Below are 17,453 nucleotides of genomic sequence, written 5' to 3' on the forward strand. Positions count from 1 at the left end.
TAGAATGTCGCTAAAGTGTCACAATTAAATTTGATATAAACTAGTCAATTTTTAGTAATTACTATATCATAGTATTATATGGAAAATTTAAGGAGGGGGATCATGAGCAAAGAGCAAACTTTGTCACAACCATCGAGCCGTGTATCGTTTAAAGAGTTACAACAGATTATCAAGATGGGATTGGTCCAAGGTAACTTAATTCCTGCATTTGCAGGCGCTTGGTTAGCAGTTGTGATGACCAATCATTCCTTCCTATCGTCAATACCTCAAATTCTATTAATGTTGATTGGTTCAACATTAATTATGGGTGGTGCTTGTGCATTAAACAATTATTATGATCAGGACATTGATCGTATAATGCCAAGTAAACAAAATAGACCAACAGTTAATGATAGAATTTCAGATAAAAATTTATTATTTTTAAGTTTTGGTATGATGTTAGTAGGAGAAGCTTGTTTATTCTTATTAAATGTACCATCAGGCGTACTAGGACTTATCGGCATCGTAGGTTATGTGTCTTATTATTCAATTTGGTCTAAAAGACATACAACTTGGAATACAGTAGTAGGAAGTTTTCCAGGTGCAGTACCACCATTAATTGGATGGGTTGCAATTGATGGAAATATAAGTCTCGTTGCAATTGCATTATTTTTAGTTGTTTTTTGTTGGCAACCAATTCACTTTTATGCTTTAGCAATTAAACGAAGTGATGAATATGCATTAGCTAATATTCCTATGTTACCATCTGTTAAAGGATTTAAACGTACTAGAGTAAGTATGTTTATATGGTTAATATTTTTACTTCCATTACCATTCCTATTATCAAGTCTTGGAACAACATTTGTAGTATTAGGAACATTGCTCAATTTAGGTTGGCTTTATATAGGTTTAACGTCATTTAAGAGAAATACAGACCAAACTAAATGGGCAACAAAAATGTTTATATACTCTCTAAATTATTTAGTAGTGTTTTTCGTTTTAGTTGTTGTTATCTCACTTATAAAAATGATTTAAAATATACAAATTAAATAAGGATGAAACATATGAATTTACCAATTCTACCAACGATTAGTACAAGTTGTATTGTGATAAGTGCTATTTTTGTTGCCATTGGTTGGTGGCAAATTTGGCATAAAGATATAGATAAGCACAAGAAAACAATGTTATGGGCAGCAATTTTTGCATTAACTTTCTTTATTATCTATGCATCAAGAACGATATTTATAGGTAATACAGATTTTGGGGGACCAGATTCAGTAAGAACGTATTATAAGATATTTTTAATATTCCACATTAATTTAGCTACAATTGGTGGCGTTCTTGGGTTAGTTCAAATCATTACAGCATTCAAAGATAAGTTTAATTGGCATAGAAAAGCAGGACCAATTGCATCAATTATTTGGTTCTTTACAGCGATTACTGGTGTAGCAGTTTACTTACTACTATATGTATTTTACCCAGGTGGAGAAACAACGTCATTGATTAAAGCTACATTAGGCCTATAATCAATTCATATCATTATAAGCAGACAACATAATTTGTGGTGACTACTTAGCAATGTCGTAGCAGTATACTGTAATAGAAAGCACTTTAAAGTAGCGCTTCTTTATACTGGACATACTTGTGGGAGTGGGGCAATGAATTCAAAAAGAATTCTACCCTGCTCCCTTTTTTAATATGATAATGTTAATGACAAAAAGAAAACGGGGTATGCCACAAGTGTCATCTTAAGTAGGATATCTTGATTAATAAATTAGTTATTTTGTACAATAGATATAATTCAAAATAGGTGGGTGAAAGATGGCAAAATTAGTTATTAAAGTTTTAGGTGTAATATTTTTAGTTTTATTTCTTATTTATTTATTTTACTCACCAAGACTTAAATTTGATGTATTAGAGAACCCAAATAAAACCGTGTCAACCAATCATTCAGATCAAACACCTAAGACGCACAATACCACTGAAAATCCCGCACCTAAGGAAGGGGTAGGTACATGGATTGGAAAAGATATAGATACGCTAACTGATAAATTTGGCCAAGCAAGTCGTACATATCCGTTTAGAGGCCATTATATGAACTATGTCTTTAAGAAAGATAATCAATATTATATCGTTTCAACTAAAGAACATAAAATAAAGTCAGTTTATGCTACAGGTAATAAAGCAAATGTCGCACCTTTAAAGATAAACGAGAGTGCGTCACGTATCTTTGAAAATACAAGTATTAACCCCGATCCTTCAATTAAAGTGGATGGTCAACGTTATAATTTTGAACTATCTGATGAAGATATCAAGACACAAACATTAATAAAATATGGGAATGTGTATGCACAAGTGTATGTTGATCAACAATCTAATCAAATTATGGGCATACGCTTTCTAGATAAAGAGGCACTAGCATTTCTTAAACTGTATCCTTTAGCTAATGAGACTGAAGAAGATGATAAAGGAGACAATTTTAATAATGCTCAGAAAGATAAACTGCCTTATGAACAAAACCCGAACCAATTAATGACGCTATACGAAATTACTAATGAGATGAGAGAGCTAAAAAACATTAAACCGTTAAAAGTTAACTCGGATATTGCGCATATTGCATCAGTAAATTTATACGAAGCAACTGGTTCTAATGATGTTGAGTTTACAGAGGATGCGTTAAAAAGCCAACTAAGTAATGAGAATATTTCATTTACTACGACAAGTCAAAATGTTGGGTATGATTTTGATGATGTACCAACATTAATTCATAGTTGGATGAATTCTGATATGCACCGTTCTAGAATGTTAAATACTAAATATGAAGAAATGGGTGGAGAAGTCATGAAAGATTACTATTCACTTATTTTCTTAGAAAAATAATTTAATTTAGAAAGGAGACTTTGCATTGTATACAGAAGAAACAATGTCAATCCTTGATGACATCGAAGGCCTTTCGGATATGATTGTTCAATCAGAACTGTATCATGATTTTCGGGAAGCTCAAGAGAGATTGAATCAAGATGATGAAGCACATCTCATGTATCAAGCCTTCTTGAAATCTAAGGTTGCTTATGATGAGGTAATGCGGTTTGGAAAATATCACCCCGATTATCAAAAAGTCATGTTAGAAACAAGACGACGTAAAAGAGCTTATGAAATGTTACCTGTGGTTATGGATTATAAATCTAAAGAAGTATCACTACAGAATTTAATAGATGAAGTAGTAAGCAAGATTGCGCTGTCAGTTTCGCAAAATGTAAAAATAGAAGCGGGAAATCCATTCTTTAAGACCGGTCATGATGGTTGTGCAACGGGTGGCACATGCAATTGTAGTTTGAAATAAAAGATGTGGCTGGGACATAAATGATATAAATATGCTATTGTGCAATTTCGCAGTAGCTGACTGAACTGAGAAGGCGCTTAAATCAAGCTTTTCTCAGTTCTAGTCATCCTTGCGGGTGGGGCCCCAACAAAGTGAATTTCACTAAGAAATTCTACAAGCAAAGCAAGCTGGGAGCGGACTACGAATTCAAAAGAATTCTGTCCACTCCCATTTACATTATCTTAAAGTATTTTATTTATTGTTTTGAAGGCTTGCTTTAAATTGTTGTCCTAAATCAGGACGGTCAGTCACTAATGTATGAACCCCTTTACGATATAAATCAACCATTAAGTCAGTACTATTGATGCCGTAAAAACCAGGCACAATATTTAAAACGTTTAGCCATTGAATGAAACGTTTAGAAGTTAAGGGAATGCCTTTAAATTGCGTAGGCATTTGAAATGTATCAGCAACAGGTTGATATGTGTTACCCAATCCAGTGTTAAACTTAATAAAGCCTTCTGCTACTTCCTTTTGACTCGCACCAATCGCTACTTGGCCATTGCTTATCTTTCTAAAACGATCATTTTGTTCTTTATAAAAACTAGTTACAAGTACGCGATCTTGTGCGTCGTTATTAATGATATCTTCATACATTTTTGTAGGTGCAACGGTTCCTTCATAGCTATCAGGTGCGTCTTTTAAATCAACATTAATATACATGTTGGGATACATTTTTAACAGCTCATCAAAAGTTAAAATTTTAGCTTCATTATGACCACGATATGGGAATAAACCATTTATATCTTTGAAATGATAACCAGCATCTAAGCGTTTCAATTCTGCAACACTATGGTCGCTCACTTTGCCAGAACCATTTGTAGTACGATCTACAGTTGCATCATGGAAGACGATTAATTTTTCATCTTTAGTCAGTCGAACATCCGTTTCAAAACCATCCAAGTTGTATGCAACGGCGTTATCAAATGCTAATTGAGTTTGTTCAGGTCTTACCGCCATGCCACCTCTATGAGCAAAGATATATGGTGCTTGACCACTAAAGAACTTAGGTATTTCCTTCGTATGTTCTGTTTTATTGCTTTTATTTATAAAAAATAAGCTACCTAAAAAACTAACACTCGCTAAACTTAAATTAAGCGCCCATCTTTTTTTATTCGTCATTTATAACGCCTCCTCGTAATTATTGAATTAAGCGTACCAAACTTTGCACTAACGCAAAAGTAAATAGATATTTAATCAACAGGTATGCAAGATATCGTTTTAAGGATTTTATAAAATAAATAGACATGGTATAGTTATTATGCATAATAAATGGAGTGTGTATAGTATGGAATTAATTCCTAGAGTGAGTTTGATTATATATTTAAAACATATTAAACATGAACGTCAAATTAGAAAGTATGGTCATATCATTTATACAAATAAACAACGTAAATATGTAGTGTTGTATGTTAATGAGAAAGACGCAGACGCAATTGTTCATAAATTAATGAAACTTAAGTATGTTGTTGATATAGATGGATCACCTTATAAATATTTGAAAAAAACATACGAGAAAGAAAAGCATGAAATGTTATAAATCGTTATTTAAATTATTATTTTAAATCGCGACAATTACAATCATCGGATGTCTCATTTTAGTGGTTCTCTGACTACATAATGACATAGCTAACGCTGTTACTGCATAGGTGGAATCCAATTTTGTAGTCGTAAGACACTAATTAAATATTTAAAATATTGGTCCAAAGTGTGGAACGCTTCTGGTGGTTGTACATCTACGCCCAATATAGGGATATTATATTGATTTGCTTGATTATTTATGAGTTCAAATTTTTTATTACTGTTAGGATATGGATATTTAAGTGCATTAAGCATGATGTACATTGCCTGGAAATGATTGCCTGAAGTAGGGTTCATAATCAACGCTACTGACGAAAGTTGTTTTGAAGATTGTGGTGTATTAAAATATACTATTTTATTGATTCGAAGATGATTGTATTCGATTAATGTATTAAATTCAAATAGGTCTGTTAATCCTTCACCTAAAACAATAAATGACTGTTTCATAATATAATCTTTCTCCTTTTTACAACAAATTATAATAAATAACCTAGAGAAATGGAAGTGTAAGTCAAGATGAGAGTTATTGCTGGTAAACATAAAAGTAAAGCACTAGAAAGTTTAGAAGGTCGTAATACACGTCCAACTATGGATAAAGTAAAAGAAGGGATTTTTAATAGTTTACAAGACGTACACGGTTTGGGATTAGACCTGTTCGCCGGAAGTGGCGCATTAGGTATCGAAGCATTATCTCGTGGTATGGAGAAGGTCATTTTTGTCGACCAAAATTTTAAAGCTGTTAAAGTAATCCAAGCAAATTTAAAGCAATTAGATTTACGTGAACAATCAGAAGTTTATAAAAATAATGCGGATCGAGCATTAAAAGCTTTAAATAAACGAGACATTCAATTTGACTATATCTTCCTTGACCCACCATACAATAAAGGATTAATTGATAAAGCTTTGGAGCAGATTGCAGAGTTTAATTTATTAAAAGAAAATGGTATCATCATTTGTGAGTTTAGCAACCATGAACAAATCAACACAAATGGATTCAAAGTGATTAAACAATATCACTATGGTCTTACTGATACTTTGTTATTAGAAAAAGGAGAGCAAAATGGCTAAAACGAAAGCAGTCATTCCAGGTAGTTTTGATCCTATTACATATGGACACATTGATATTATCGAGCGTAGTGCAGGGCGCTTTGATGAATTGCATATTTGTGTGCTAAAGAATAGTAATAAAACTGGAACGTTTAATATTGATGAGCGAATGGCATTAATAGAAGAATCTGTTAAACACTTATCTAATGTTCAAGTACATAATTATAACGGCTTGTTAGTAGATTTTTGTGATAAAATCGGTGCTCAAACAATCATTAGAGGACTAAGAGCAGTTAGTGATTTTGAGTACGAATTACGTTTAACATCAATGAATAAGAAATTAAATAGTAATGTAGAGACGATGTATATGATGACAAGTACGAACTACTCTTTTATAAGTTCAAGCGTTGTAAAAGAAGTGGCACAATATAAAGCTGATATTTCAGATTTTGTGCCACCTAGTGTAGAGAAAGCTTTGAAAGAAAAGTTTAAAAAATAATAGTTGAAGGGAGTGAGACAGAATTCTTTTTTAGATTCATCGTCCCACCCCCGCAAAGATGACTAGAACTGAGAAGTTATTTTAATTAAGCTTTTCTCATTTCTAGTCCTTTTTGTTAATAATCACTGGGGTATTAAAATCATTAGCTATTTGACCAGATAGTAAATTATAAATATGTGTCGCTTTAATTTCATTTTCAAATAAAGTGGCCGTCTTCTTATTTATATTTGTTACATAAGAACGATTTGGGAATTTCTTTTTTAAATACTTTAAATATTGTTGGCCTTGAGGTGTCATTCCTAAAATACGTACAGCCTCAATATCCTCTTTGAACGCATCTTTCTTTATGTTCAACAATAATTGCATCAATACACGTTGAATATGCGTATATGTGAAACGCTTGGTCTTAACTAATGACATCAATGTGTCAAAATCTGGTGCACTTTGAATATTTGCTTTAAGTCGGTGTTCAAAGCCTTCGGACATTGTATAAATTTGTGACAATTCTGTAGAAGAACGACTTAAAATATTATATTTAATAAAATTAAATGTCTGTTGCTTTAAAAGGTGTGGTTTCTCATATAGGCAAGTTATATTGGATGGTACAACATCCTTCCAAATATTATCGTTATTTATTAAGGCCCGTCTTATAGCTGAGCCACTTGCAAATGTGTCATGTTTAATGTCTTGATCATGATGCGTGGCAGATTGGCGTTGAATAGCAATTTTACTAATCGTCGGATCAATGGTATTGATTGCCTTTATGTATGCGACACCTAGTATATTATTCGGTGAGTGTAAGACATCGGGGTCTTCAACCAAGTCATCAATAATTTTTGCATAATGTTTGCCTTGCTTAATTAAATCTTGAAAAAGTGATGACTGCTCAAGTGCGTTGATGTTTGTTGCTACCTTTTCAAGGCGTGCAAGATTATCAATTTCACTGCCAAATGCGATCGTATCAATATCTAAATAGTGAGCTACTTTAATTGCAAATGTTGCAAAATAATCACTAGATGATAGGCTGGCAATGGTTGGGAGTTCAACGACTAAATCTACACCTGATAAAGCCATCTTAGTACGTAAAAATTTGTTGTAGATTGCGGGTTCGCCACGCATAACGAAATTGCCACTCATGATTGCAATAGCGATTTCAGCATTAGACTGTATCTTAGATTGTTGGGCATGATATAAGTGACCGTTATGGAATGGATTATATTCTGAAATCAGTCCAACACTTTTCATTTGCAATTCATCCTCTCAGTATTCATTATTAGTATTGTAACAGAAGAAAGTATGTTAAGAAAAAATCTTGACAACTTATACTTGTAAAGTTAAAATAAATTTTGTGTTTGTTAGAGGTGAAGCCATATGAAATGGTCAATAACGCAATTAAGAAAATATCAAGATAAACCATTTGAATTTAATCAAACGGCGAATTTTGAACATTTAATAGAACCCTTAGGCTTGATTGATTTATCAGAAATCAATGTTGAAGGTGAATTAACTGTTAAATCAAATGAAGTTATTGCAGATATGCATTTAACTGGAACGTATACAATGCCTTGTGCACGTACGCTTGTACCTGTAGAAGTTCCTTTAGACGTGCGTACATCTGAAATATTTGATTTAGAAGGTTATGATAGTTATACCGATGAAGAAGTTGAAGAAGATGAACATTATCATCTAGCGACTGATGGTATGATTAACATTCGAAACATTGCTGAAGAATTGGTTATCATTGAGAAACCGATGAGAGCATATTCTGAGAATAGCGATCAAATGCTTACAGAAGGTAATGGTTGGGAAGTTATTGACGAAGATCAAATGATCGAACTTGAAAAAGAAAAAGACAATAATGATTCCCAAACGCAACAAGTTGATCCTAGGCTTCAAAAATTACAACAATTATACGATAAAGAGTAATAGCAGGTTGTTTTAAATTATTGTATAATGATTTAATGACCTAACACTTAAGATATGTGTTTAATATTAAGGAGGATATATCATGGCAGTACCAAAAAGAAGAACGTCTAAAACTAGAAAAAACAAACGTCGTACTCACTTCAAAATTTCAGTACCTGGTATGACTGAATGCCCAAGCTGTGGCGAATACAAATTATCTCACCGCGTATGTAAAAACTGTGGTTCTTACAATGGTGAAGAAGTCGTTTCTAAATAATCGACGTATGAATTTGAAGGAAGCATGAACAATTTTACTTTGTTCATTGCTTCCTTTTTTATCGATAATTAAAGCGTTAAATACAATGTGCTTTAAAATGTAATGAATTTACGCATTATATGAAAGGCTTCATTATAATCAATTCGATTATGTTAATATAAATGTGTAAACAAAACAATCTAGTTACAATAATGGAGATAATTATGGAACAAATTACATCAGTTCAAAATAATAAAATAAAAAATGCGAATAAATTAAAGAAAAAACGAGATCGTGATAAAACAGGACAAGCACTCATTGAAGGCATTCATCTTATTGACGAAGCATACCAAAGTGGCATCGTGATTAAACAATTATTTGTGATTGAACCAAGTAGAACAGATGAGGCACTTATAGATTACGCGGAAGAAACGTATGAAATTAATATGAAAGTGGCTGAATCACTATCCGGTACGATTACACCGCAAGGGTTTTTCGCTGTAATTGAAAAGCCAGAATATGACATTAACCAAGCCAAACAAGTATTGTTAATTGATAGAATTCAAGATCCAGGGAATCTAGGGACTTTGATTCGAACATCTGATGCAGCAGGCATTGATTTAATTGTTATGGAAAAGGGCACGGCTGACCCTTATCAAGATAAAGTTTTACGCGCAAGTCAAGGCAGTGTCTTCCATATCCCAGTAATTACTACAGATTTGAAGACGTTTATAACTGACTTTAACGGGCCTGTGTATGGTACGGCACTTGAAAATGCGCAACCTTATAAAGAAGTAGCTTCTCAAGAAACGTTTGCTTTACTACTAGGTAATGAAGGCGAAGGCGTTAACAAAGCATTGTTAAATGAAACTACACAAAATTTAACAATCCCGATTTATGGTAAAGCGGAAAGTTTGAATGTAGCCATCGCAGGTAGTATATTACTTTATCATTTGAAAGGTTGACCCTGAGAATTAAAATCGGCTATACTTAGAGATACACAACGAATAATGTAAATTGGTAAATCAATGCATAAAAATTAAAAATATAACCGATAAAAAGACTTTAACTAATAGAACGTGTTGTACAGGGAGAGTGAACGTGACTGGAATTCACTCCAACACGAATTAGTTTCTTTCATCTTTTTGGTTACTTAAAGAAATTTAAGTCGGAGTATGTCTTCGTTAACAACGTTTGCAAGTGTATGCGTAAGCATAAATTTGGGTGGTACCACGGAAAGACTTTCGTCCCAGTTATTGGGATGGAAGTCTTTTTTTATGAATAAAATAGTAAAACACAAAGTGAACATAAAATGAGAGGTGTAAGTCAATGACTCAAAACGATTCTATGGCTGATTTAAAACAACAAGCACTTGTTGATATTAATGAAGCTCAAAATGAACGCGAATTACAAGATGTAAAAGTTAAATATTTAGGTAAAAAAGGCTCAGTAAGTGGCTTGATGAAAAACATGAAAGATTTACCGAATGAAGAAAAGCCAGCATATGGGCAAAAAGTGAATGAATTACGTCAAACCATTCAAACTGAATTAGACGAAAAACAAACACTTCTAAAAAATGAAAAACTAAATCAACAATTAGCAGAAGAGACCATTGATGTGACCTTGCCAAGTCGTCAAATCAGTATTGGCTCTAAACATCCTTTAACACGAACAGTAGAAGAAATTGAAGATTTATTCTTAGGATTAGGTTATGAAATTGTTGATGGTTATGAAGTAGAACAAGATTATTATAACTTTGAAGCATTAAATTTACCTAAATCGCATCCAGCACGTGATATGCAAGATAGTTTCTACATCACTGATGAAATCCTGATGCGCACACATACATCTCCTGTACAAGCACGTACAATGGAAAAACGTAATGGACAAGGACCAGTTAAAATTATTTGTCCTGGTAAAGTTTATCGTCGTGATTCAGATGATGCGACACACAGTCATCAATTTACTCAAATTGAAGGATTGGTAGTTGATAAAAATATCAAAATGAGTGATTTGAAAGGAACATTAGAATTAGTAGCGAAAAAATTATTTGGTGCAGACCGTGAAATTCGATTACGTCCTAGCTACTTCCCATTCACTGAACCTTCTGTTGAAGTGGATGTATCATGTTTCAAATGTAAAGGTAAAGGCTGTAACGTATGTAAACATACAGGATGGATTGAAATTTTAGGTGCGGGTATGGTACATCCAAATGTACTTGAAATGGCTGGTTTCGATTCAAATGAATATTCAGGTTTCGCATTTGGTATGGGGCCTGATCGAATCGCTATGTTGAAATACGGCATTGAAGATATTCGTCATTTCTATACAAATGATGTTCGATTCCTTGAGCAATTTAAAGCTGTTGAAGATAGAGGTGAAGCATAATGTTGATTTCAAATGAATGGTTAAAAGATTACGTTAACGCAAATGTATCGGTTGAAGATTTAGCTGAGCGTATTACCCGTACAGGGATTGAAGTGGATGACATTATTGATTATACAAAAGATATTAAAAATTTAGTGGTTGGTTATGTTCAATCAAAAGAAAAACATCCCGATGCAGATAAATTAAATATTTGCCAAGTAGACATTGGTGAAGAAGAAGCGGTTCAAATCGTATGTGGTGCACCGAATGTAGATGCCGGTCAACATGTTATTGTAGCGAAAGTGGGTGGTCGCTTACCAGGAGGCATTAAAATTAAGCGCGCTAAATTACGTGGTGAACGTTCCGAAGGTATGATTTGTTCATTACAAGAGATTGGTATTTCAAGCAATGTAGTACCTAAAGCATATGAGAATGGGATTTTTGTTTTTCCTAATGAAGTTGAACCAGGTACAGATGCTTTAACTGCGTTATATTTAAATGACCAAGTAATGGAATTTGATTTAACACCAAACCGTGCTGATGCATTAAGTATGGTTGGTACAGCTTACGAAGTGGCAGCGTTATATCAAACTGAAATGACGAAACCGTCAACTGAAAGTAATGAAATTGCAACTTCTGCATTAGATGAATTATCAGTTACAATTGATAACCCTGAAAAGGTGCCGTATTATAGTGCGCGTGTTGTTAAAAATGTAACCATCGCACCATCTCCAATATGGATGCAAGCACGTTTAATTAAAGCAGGTATTCGTCCAATTAATAACGTTGTTGATATTTCAAACTATGTATTATTAGAATATGGCCAACCATTACACATGTTTGACCAAGACCATATCGGTTCTCAAGACATTGTCGTACGCCAAGCTAAAGATAAAGAAGTAATGACAACATTAGATAATACTGAACGCACATTAGTGGACACTGATATCGTTATTTCGAATGGGCAAGAACCTATCGCATTAGCTGGTGTAATGGGTGGAGACTTCTCAGAGGTAACAGACCAAACGACCAATGTCGTGATTGAAGGCGCAATATTCGATCCAGTTTCAATTCGTCATACTTCACGCCGTTTAAATTTACGTAGTGAAGCTTCTAGTCGCTTCGAGAAAGGTATTGCAACAGAATTTGTCGATGAAGCGGTCGACAGAGCATGTTACTTATTGCAAGAATATGCTTCTGGTGAAGTACTACAAGATAGAGTATCAGCAGGTGACTTAGGTTCATTTGTGACACCAATTGATATTACAGCTGATAAAGTGAATCAAACGATTGGTTTTGATTTATCAAGCGATGAAATTAAAGCAATCTTTGAACAATTAGGATTTGATACGCAACAAAATGATGATACATTAACGGTTAATGTACCGTCACGTCGTAAAGATATTTCAATTAAAGAAGACTTAATTGAAGAAGTTGCACGTATTTACGGTTACGATGAAATCCCTTCATCATTACCGATTTTCGGAGAAGTTACAAGTGGAGAATTAACAGATCGTCAACATAAAACTCGTACAGTTAAAGAAACGCTTGAAGGTGCTGGATTAAACCAAGCCATCACATATTCATTAGTGTCTAAAGAACATGCGAAAGACTTTGCATTACAAGCACGTCCAACTATCAGTTTATTAATGCCGATGAGTGAAGCACACGCAACGTTACGTCAAAGTTTATTACCACATTTAATTGAGGCAACTGCATATAATGTCGCACGTAAAAATAAAGATGTGAGATTATATGAAATTGGTCGTGTTTTCTTTGGCAATGGTGAAGGAGAGCTTCCAGATGAAGTTGAATATCTAAGTGGTATTTTAACAGGAGAATATGTTGTTAATGCTTGGCAAGGTAAAAAAGAAGAAATTGATTTCTTTATAGCCAAAGGTGTTGTAGACCGAGTAGCTGAAAAATTAAACTTAGAATTGAGCTATAAAGCAGGAGAAATTAAAGGTTTACACCCAGGGCGCACAGCAATTGTGTCGTTAGAAGGCAAAGAAATTGGCTTTATTGGTGAATTGCATCCACAAGTTGCTGCTGATAATGATTTAAAACGTACGTATGTGTTCGAATTAAATTATGATGCAATGATGGACGTAGCAGTAGGATACATTAATTATGCGCCAATTCCTAGATTCCCTGGCGTAACACGTGATATTGCGTTAGAAGTCAATCATGAAGTGCCATCTTCAGAATTGAAACAAACCATTCATGATAATGGTGAGGATATCTTACAAAGTACATTAGTATTTGATGTTTATGAAGGTGAACATTTAGAAGAAGGTAAAAAATCAATAGCAATTCGTTTGAATTATTTAGATACTGAAGATACATTAACTGATGAACGCGTATCTAAAGTTCACGATAAGATTTTAGAAGCATTACAAGCACAGGGCGCTACAATTAGATAATCGTAGGAAAGGGAGCGGGACAGAAATTTAAATCAATTCATTGTCTCGCTCCCATCTTGCTTTGCGTGTATGATTTTTTAGTGAAATTCTCTTTGCTAGGGCCTCGCTAGAATGAAGACTAGGTTTGAAAAGATTGATTTAAGCGCATTTTCAAATTAGTCAGCTACTGCGCATTTTCAAAGTAGCATTATCTTATTAGTTTGTCCTAGCATTTTTAATGTTTATTGATACTTTTTAGTCACTAAATGTTGCGCTTTATCACGATTTTTAAAATGTTTCTTAGAAATCGCATCTAGTGTTTCAATCCCATGTTTATCGATGATTTGCGCGGCTATCAAATCTACTTTATTGCTGGCTCCTTTAGGAATCACTTGTTTCATTTTATGTGATATATGATCCATATGTTTAACGAAAGCATATCGAGAAATAATACTCGCAGCTGCAATTGCTAATGATTTAGATTCCCCCTTCGTTTCGAATTTTGTTTTATCAGGATAGGGGAGTGCGCTTAATGCGTAACGTTGGTAAACACCACGCACAGCAAATTGATCAATCACGATGTAGTCTAAGTCATTGCAGTCTATTTTTTGCGTTACATTTTTAATAGCTTCGTTGTGAAGTACAGCTTTCATTTTAACTTGTGACCAACCTATCGCTTGTCTATCGTTATATTTGGGATTATCCAATGTTAATAAAGAATGCGGAATAAATGTGATTAATTGTTCGGCCAGCTCAATTATTTTTTGATCACTTAATTTTTTGGAATCATCCACACCTAGCGTTTTTAAAATTTGAATATGCTCTTTTGAAACATAAGCGGCACATACAGTTAAAGGTCCAAAGTAATCGCCACTACCTGCTTCGTCACTACCAATACAATTAAAATGATTATAGGCCAATGTTTGGTCAGATGATTGTTGAGACGTTGTTGGTTTGGTAGAAGAGGTAGAATGTCCTGAAAGCAACTGTTGTGCGACAGCTTCCGCATTTTTACCTTGAAACATGACTTTACCTGAATTATATATGTTAATTACAGCTTGATTATATTTCGTCCGTGCCTTCATGCCTGGAGGTAATTGTGATGTTTCAAATGTAATGTGTTGTAATAAGTCTTGGATTTCAGATTCTGATAATTTATGAACGACGTTTGCCATACGCTAGTTGACCTCACTTTTCAAAATATAATAAAACATAGATAAGCATAACATATTATGATTACACTTCAGAATAGATAACGTGTGTTAGATGTATTATTTATAACGATTCCGTAATCACTACTTACCAAACAACATATCCTAATGTATAATTAGTTGTGATATTCTACTTTATAAATTATGTAAGAATTGCATTCAATTGAAGTACGAGACGATGTGGTTATCTACGTGTAACCATTGATAGCTTTAAGAATAAATAATGTCAGGAGTTATTGCTATGGGAGAATTTAAAAATCGAATCAATGTCACGATTAACGATCAGAATTATACCATCATTGGTGAGGACAGCCCGGAGCATATTCGTTATGTAGCACATTTAGTAGATGAAAAATTAAGAGAAATGGGACGTAAATCAACCGGATTGGACACCACTAGAAAATCAATTCTAACTGCAGTAAACATTATGCATGAAAAGGTTAAACTAGAAGAAGAAAATCGTAAATTATTACAAGAAATACAACAATTAAAGCAAAGAGAAGAATAGATGATTATTGATTTAACGATCATTATCATTATTGTATATAGTCTTATCATGGGGTATAGAAGAGGAATATGGTTAAATAGTTTACATTTATGTTCGACGATCGTGTCATTTATCATAGCACATCAATTTTACCAACGTATAAGTCAACAACTAATTGTCTTTTTACCGTTTCCAAAGACGATTGCGTATGATATGGCGTATGCATTTCATTTTAATGATTTGCAGCAACGTTTTGATAAAGTGATGGCATTTTTACTCATTGCCTCAATATGTAAGTTGATTTTATATCTTATTATAATTACTTTTGATAATATAGTGACGTATCGAATGATAAATCAAATGAGTAGACGCTTTGGTAGTTTAATTAGTGTAGTCATGGCTGTCGTTATTCTTCAGTTATTCATATATGTGTTAGCATTGTATCCGATTGAGTGGATACAACATAGTTTACAACATGCGTACATAGGGAAACTTATCTTATTTCATACACCATTTTTCTCGTCTTACATTTTAAATTTATAATACAAAACTGATATAAGGTCAGGACAAGGCTACTTTGTTAAATGTCCTGGTCTTCTTTTTATGGAGTGATTGGAATGACAAAAAAAGATGTAATTCAATTATTAGAAAAAATTGCTATCTATATGGAATTAAATGGAGACAATACGTTTAAAGTTTCAGCATATAGAAAAGCGGCGCAAAGTTTAGAAATTGATGAGCGTCCACTTGATGAAATTGAAGATGTCACTGAGTTAAAAGGAATTGGTAAAGGTGTAGGCGATGTGATTAATGAATATCGTAATACTGGTGAATCAAGTTATTTGAAAGAATTGCAACAACTTGTTCCAGAAGGTTTAATACCATTAATGAAGATTCAGGGATTAGGTAGCAAAAAAATAGCTAAGTTATACAAAGAACTGAATATTACTGATAAAGAAAGTCTACAATCAGCTTGTGAAAGTGGGAAAGTGAGCGAACTGAGTGGTTTCGCTAAAAAAACCGAACAAAATATACTTGAAGCAGTTAAAGCTTTAGGTGCTAAAAAAGACCGTTACCCAATAGATACAATGCGTGGTTTAAATCGTATCATTATCGATTATTTGGAAACTATAGATGATATCGAGAAATATTCCGAAGCGGGTAGTTTCCGTCGATATAAAGAAATGAGTAAGGATTTAGATTATATTATCAGTACGGAGCATCCAGACAAAGTACAACAACAACTTTTAAATATACCTAATAAAGTTAAAGATGTTGCTGTTGGACAGACCAAAGTATCATTAGAGTTGACGTACGATGATGAAACGATTGGTGTAGATTTCCGACTTATCGAACCAGTTGCGTTTTACCACACATTGCAACATTTTACAGGTTCTAAAGAGCATAATATTCGCATTAGACAGATGGCCAAAGCGCAAAATGAAAAAGTAAGTGAATATGGTATTGAACAGCAAGATGGGTCATTACTACAGCTAGAGAGCGAAGAAGCGATTTATCAACATTTCGGTAGTGAATGGATAGCACCTGCGCTAAGAGAAGATGGCAGCGAATTTGATAAAGATTTAAGTCAAATGATTACTTTAGATGATATCAATGGAGATATTCATATGCATACCACTTATAGTGATGGTGCGTATTCTATCCGAGACATGATTGAGGCAAATATTAAAAAAGGCTATCAATTTATGGTGATTACTGACCATTCACAAAGCTTAAAAGTCGCTAATGGCTTACAAGTAGAACGTTTATTACGACAAAATGAAGAAATCAAAAAACTCAATCAAGCGTATTCAGAAATAGATATATATTCAGGCACAGAAATGGATATTTTGCCTGATGGTTCATTAGATTATGATGATGAAGTGTTAGCACAACTTGATTACATCATTGCAGCCATTCATCAAAGTTTTAACCAATCAGAAGAAGAAATTATGAAACGTTTGGAAAATGCATGTCGAAATCCATATGTACGACACATTGCACATCCAACAGGACGTATTATTGGTCGACGAGACGGTTACAAACCGAATATCGAAAAATTAATGCAATTAGCAGAAGAAACAAATACGATAATGGAAATTAACGCAAATCCTAAACGCTTGGATTTAAATGCTGAAACAGTAAGGAAATATCCTAACGTTACATTAACAATCAATACAGACGCACATCATGTAGACCATTTAGACTTTATGAAATATGGTGTAGCAACTGCTCAAAAAGGATTTGTAAACAAAGAACGAGTAATAAACACGATGTCTCGTCAAGCATTTAAAGATTTTGTTGAGAATAATAAAAAGTTGAAGAAATAGAGGGATT

At 33.6% G+C, this 17,453-nt stretch carries 19 protein-coding genes; 15 read left to right on the forward strand and 4 right to left on the reverse strand.

Features of this window, described 5'->3' with window-relative positions; genetic code table 11:
* Positions 1-102 precede the first annotated feature (102 nt).
* The 4 genes from cyoE to AK212_RS03305 all read left to right on the forward strand — a co-directional run bounded on the left by cyoE (position 103) and on the right by AK212_RS03305 (position 3,322).
* Positions 103-1,014, forward strand: coding sequence for a heme o synthase (cyoE, locus tag AK212_RS03290; protein WP_053029157.1), 912 nt, complete (start codon positions 103-105; stop codon positions 1,012-1,014).
* A gap of 29 nt (positions 1,015-1,043) precedes the next feature.
* On the forward strand, positions 1,044-1,505 hold the full coding sequence (locus tag AK212_RS03295; RefSeq protein WP_053029158.1) for a DUF420 domain-containing protein: 462 nt from the start codon (positions 1,044-1,046) through the stop codon (positions 1,503-1,505).
* Positions 1,506-1,800: 295 nt separating this feature from the next.
* The gene (locus AK212_RS03300) at positions 1,801-2,859 is read left to right on the forward strand and encodes a CAP-associated domain-containing protein (protein ID WP_053029159.1); all 1,059 of its coding nucleotides are present in this window, start codon (positions 1,801-1,803) and stop codon (positions 2,857-2,859) included.
* Between the two features lie 25 nt (positions 2,860-2,884).
* A complete protein-coding gene (locus AK212_RS03305) occupies positions 2,885-3,322 on the forward strand; it encodes a YlbF/YmcA family competence regulator (RefSeq protein WP_053029160.1) in 438 nt (145 codons plus the stop codon).
* 231 nt (positions 3,323-3,553) lie between these two features.
* Here AK212_RS03305 and AK212_RS03310 read toward each other — a convergent pair whose 3' ends face one another.
* Positions 3,554-4,483, reverse strand: a complete 930-nt coding sequence (locus tag AK212_RS03310; protein WP_053029161.1) for a lysophosphatidylglycerol phospholipase D — start codon at positions 4,481-4,483, stop codon at positions 3,554-3,556.
* Between the two features lie 166 nt (positions 4,484-4,649).
* Between AK212_RS03310 and AK212_RS03315 the strand changes: the two genes are divergently transcribed.
* Positions 4,650-4,901, forward strand: coding sequence for a DUF2129 domain-containing protein (locus tag AK212_RS03315; RefSeq protein WP_053029162.1), 252 nt, complete (start codon positions 4,650-4,652; stop codon positions 4,899-4,901).
* 98 nt (positions 4,902-4,999) lie between these two features.
* Here AK212_RS03315 and AK212_RS03320 read toward each other — a convergent pair whose 3' ends face one another.
* The gene (locus AK212_RS03320) at positions 5,000-5,389 is read right to left on the reverse strand and encodes a DUF7147 family protein (protein WP_053029163.1); all 390 of its coding nucleotides are present in this window, start codon (positions 5,387-5,389) and stop codon (positions 5,000-5,002) included.
* Between the two features lie 69 nt (positions 5,390-5,458).
* On the opposite strand from AK212_RS03320, the gene rsmD reads away from it, so the two are divergent.
* Entirely contained in the window at positions 5,459-6,010 is a 552-nt protein-coding gene (gene rsmD, locus AK212_RS03325; RefSeq protein ID WP_053029164.1) for a 16S rRNA (guanine(966)-N(2))-methyltransferase RsmD, read from the forward strand.
* On the forward strand, positions 6,003-6,488 hold the full coding sequence (gene coaD, locus AK212_RS03330) for a pantetheine-phosphate adenylyltransferase (protein WP_053029165.1): 486 nt from the start codon (positions 6,003-6,005) through the stop codon (positions 6,486-6,488). The genes rsmD and coaD overlap by 8 nt, the downstream gene beginning before the upstream one ends.
* Positions 6,489-6,590: 102 nt before the next feature.
* On the opposite strand, the gene AK212_RS03335 is transcribed toward coaD, so the two are convergent.
* Entirely contained in the window at positions 6,591-7,733 is a 1,143-nt protein-coding gene (locus AK212_RS03335) for a nucleotidyltransferase (protein ID WP_053029166.1), read from the reverse strand.
* A 126-nt stretch (positions 7,734-7,859) separates the two neighbouring features.
* Between AK212_RS03335 and AK212_RS03340 the strand changes: the two genes are divergently transcribed.
* From AK212_RS03340 to pheT, 5 genes are all read left to right on the forward strand, one after another.
* The gene (locus AK212_RS03340) at positions 7,860-8,414 is read left to right on the forward strand and encodes a YceD family protein (protein WP_053029167.1); all 555 of its coding nucleotides are present in this window, start codon (positions 7,860-7,862) and stop codon (positions 8,412-8,414) included.
* A gap of 82 nt (positions 8,415-8,496) precedes the next feature.
* The gene (rpmF, locus tag AK212_RS03345) at positions 8,497-8,670 is read left to right on the forward strand and encodes a 50S ribosomal protein L32 (RefSeq protein ID WP_002435373.1); all 174 of its coding nucleotides are present in this window, start codon (positions 8,497-8,499) and stop codon (positions 8,668-8,670) included.
* 203 nt (positions 8,671-8,873) lie between these two features.
* A complete protein-coding gene (locus tag AK212_RS03350; RefSeq protein ID WP_053029168.1) occupies positions 8,874-9,614 on the forward strand; it encodes a TrmH family RNA methyltransferase in 741 nt (246 codons plus the stop codon).
* A 364-nt stretch (positions 9,615-9,978) separates the two neighbouring features.
* Positions 9,979-11,037: a phenylalanine--tRNA ligase subunit alpha gene (pheS, locus tag AK212_RS03355; protein ID WP_016930714.1), complete on the forward strand. Its 1,059-nt coding sequence runs from the start codon at positions 9,979-9,981 to the stop codon at positions 11,035-11,037.
* Entirely contained in the window at positions 11,037-13,439 is a 2,403-nt protein-coding gene (gene pheT, locus AK212_RS03360) for a phenylalanine--tRNA ligase subunit beta (protein WP_053029169.1), read from the forward strand. The genes pheS and pheT overlap by 1 nt, the downstream gene beginning before the upstream one ends.
* Before the next feature lie 221 nt (positions 13,440-13,660).
* Here the strand turns inward: pheT and rnhC are convergent, their stop codons facing one another.
* On the reverse strand, positions 13,661-14,593 hold the full coding sequence (gene rnhC / locus AK212_RS03365) for a ribonuclease HIII (RefSeq protein ID WP_053029170.1): 933 nt from the start codon (positions 14,591-14,593) through the stop codon (positions 13,661-13,663).
* Positions 14,594-14,870: 277 nt separating this feature from the next.
* On the opposite strand from rnhC, the gene zapA reads away from it, so the two are divergent.
* The 3 genes from zapA (at position 14,871) to polX (ending at position 17,446) form a co-directional block, all read left to right on the forward strand.
* The gene (gene zapA / locus AK212_RS03370; protein WP_016930711.1) at positions 14,871-15,137 is read left to right on the forward strand and encodes a cell division protein ZapA; all 267 of its coding nucleotides are present in this window, start codon (positions 14,871-14,873) and stop codon (positions 15,135-15,137) included.
* Complete coding sequence (locus AK212_RS03375) at positions 15,138-15,659, forward strand: CvpA family protein (RefSeq protein ID WP_053029171.1); 522 nt, start codon at positions 15,138-15,140, stop codon at positions 15,657-15,659. It begins immediately after the preceding gene.
* Between the two features lie 74 nt (positions 15,660-15,733).
* Positions 15,734-17,446, forward strand: a complete 1,713-nt coding sequence (polX, locus tag AK212_RS03380) for a DNA polymerase/3'-5' exonuclease PolX (protein WP_053029172.1) — start codon at positions 15,734-15,736, stop codon at positions 17,444-17,446.
* The last annotated feature ends 7 nt before the right edge of the window (positions 17,447-17,453 follow it).

It is taken from the genome of Staphylococcus borealis (assembly GCF_001224225.1).
Lineage (GTDB): Bacteria > Bacillota > Bacilli > Staphylococcales > Staphylococcaceae > Staphylococcus > Staphylococcus borealis.

Coding starts and splice junctions, on each gene's coding strand:
- cyoE (WP_053029157.1), top strand. CDS start 103: ATGAGCAAAGAGCAAACTTTGTCACAACCATCGAGCCGTGTATCGTTT.
- AK212_RS03295 (WP_053029158.1), top strand. CDS start 1,044: ATGAATTTACCAATTCTACCAACGATTAGTACAAGTTGTATTGTGATA.
- AK212_RS03300 (WP_053029159.1), top strand. CDS start 1,801: ATGGCAAAATTAGTTATTAAAGTTTTAGGTGTAATATTTTTAGTTTTA.
- AK212_RS03310 (WP_053029161.1), bottom strand. CDS start 4,483: ATGACGAATAAAAAAAGATGGGCGCTTAATTTAAGTTTAGCGAGTGTT.
- AK212_RS03315 (WP_053029162.1), top strand. CDS start 4,650: ATGGAATTAATTCCTAGAGTGAGTTTGATTATATATTTAAAACATATT.
- AK212_RS03320 (WP_053029163.1), bottom strand. CDS start 5,389: ATGAAACAGTCATTTATTGTTTTAGGTGAAGGATTAACAGACCTATTT.
- rsmD (WP_053029164.1), top strand. CDS start 5,459: ATGAGAGTTATTGCTGGTAAACATAAAAGTAAAGCACTAGAAAGTTTA.
- coaD (WP_053029165.1), top strand. CDS start 6,003: ATGGCTAAAACGAAAGCAGTCATTCCAGGTAGTTTTGATCCTATTACA.
- AK212_RS03335 (WP_053029166.1), bottom strand. CDS start 7,733: ATGAAAAGTGTTGGACTGATTTCAGAATATAATCCATTCCATAACGGT.
- AK212_RS03340 (WP_053029167.1), top strand. CDS start 7,860: ATGAAATGGTCAATAACGCAATTAAGAAAATATCAAGATAAACCATTT.
- rpmF (WP_002435373.1), top strand. CDS start 8,497: ATGGCAGTACCAAAAAGAAGAACGTCTAAAACTAGAAAAAACAAACGT.
- AK212_RS03350 (WP_053029168.1), top strand. CDS start 8,874: ATGGAACAAATTACATCAGTTCAAAATAATAAAATAAAAAATGCGAAT.
- pheS (WP_016930714.1), top strand. CDS start 9,979: ATGACTCAAAACGATTCTATGGCTGATTTAAAACAACAAGCACTTGTT.
- pheT (WP_053029169.1), top strand. CDS start 11,037: ATGTTGATTTCAAATGAATGGTTAAAAGATTACGTTAACGCAAATGTA.
- rnhC (WP_053029170.1), bottom strand. CDS start 14,593: ATGGCAAACGTCGTTCATAAATTATCAGAATCTGAAATCCAAGACTTA.
- zapA (WP_016930711.1), top strand. CDS start 14,871: ATGGGAGAATTTAAAAATCGAATCAATGTCACGATTAACGATCAGAAT.
- AK212_RS03375 (WP_053029171.1), top strand. CDS start 15,138: ATGATTATTGATTTAACGATCATTATCATTATTGTATATAGTCTTATC.
- polX (WP_053029172.1), top strand. CDS start 15,734: ATGACAAAAAAAGATGTAATTCAATTATTAGAAAAAATTGCTATCTAT.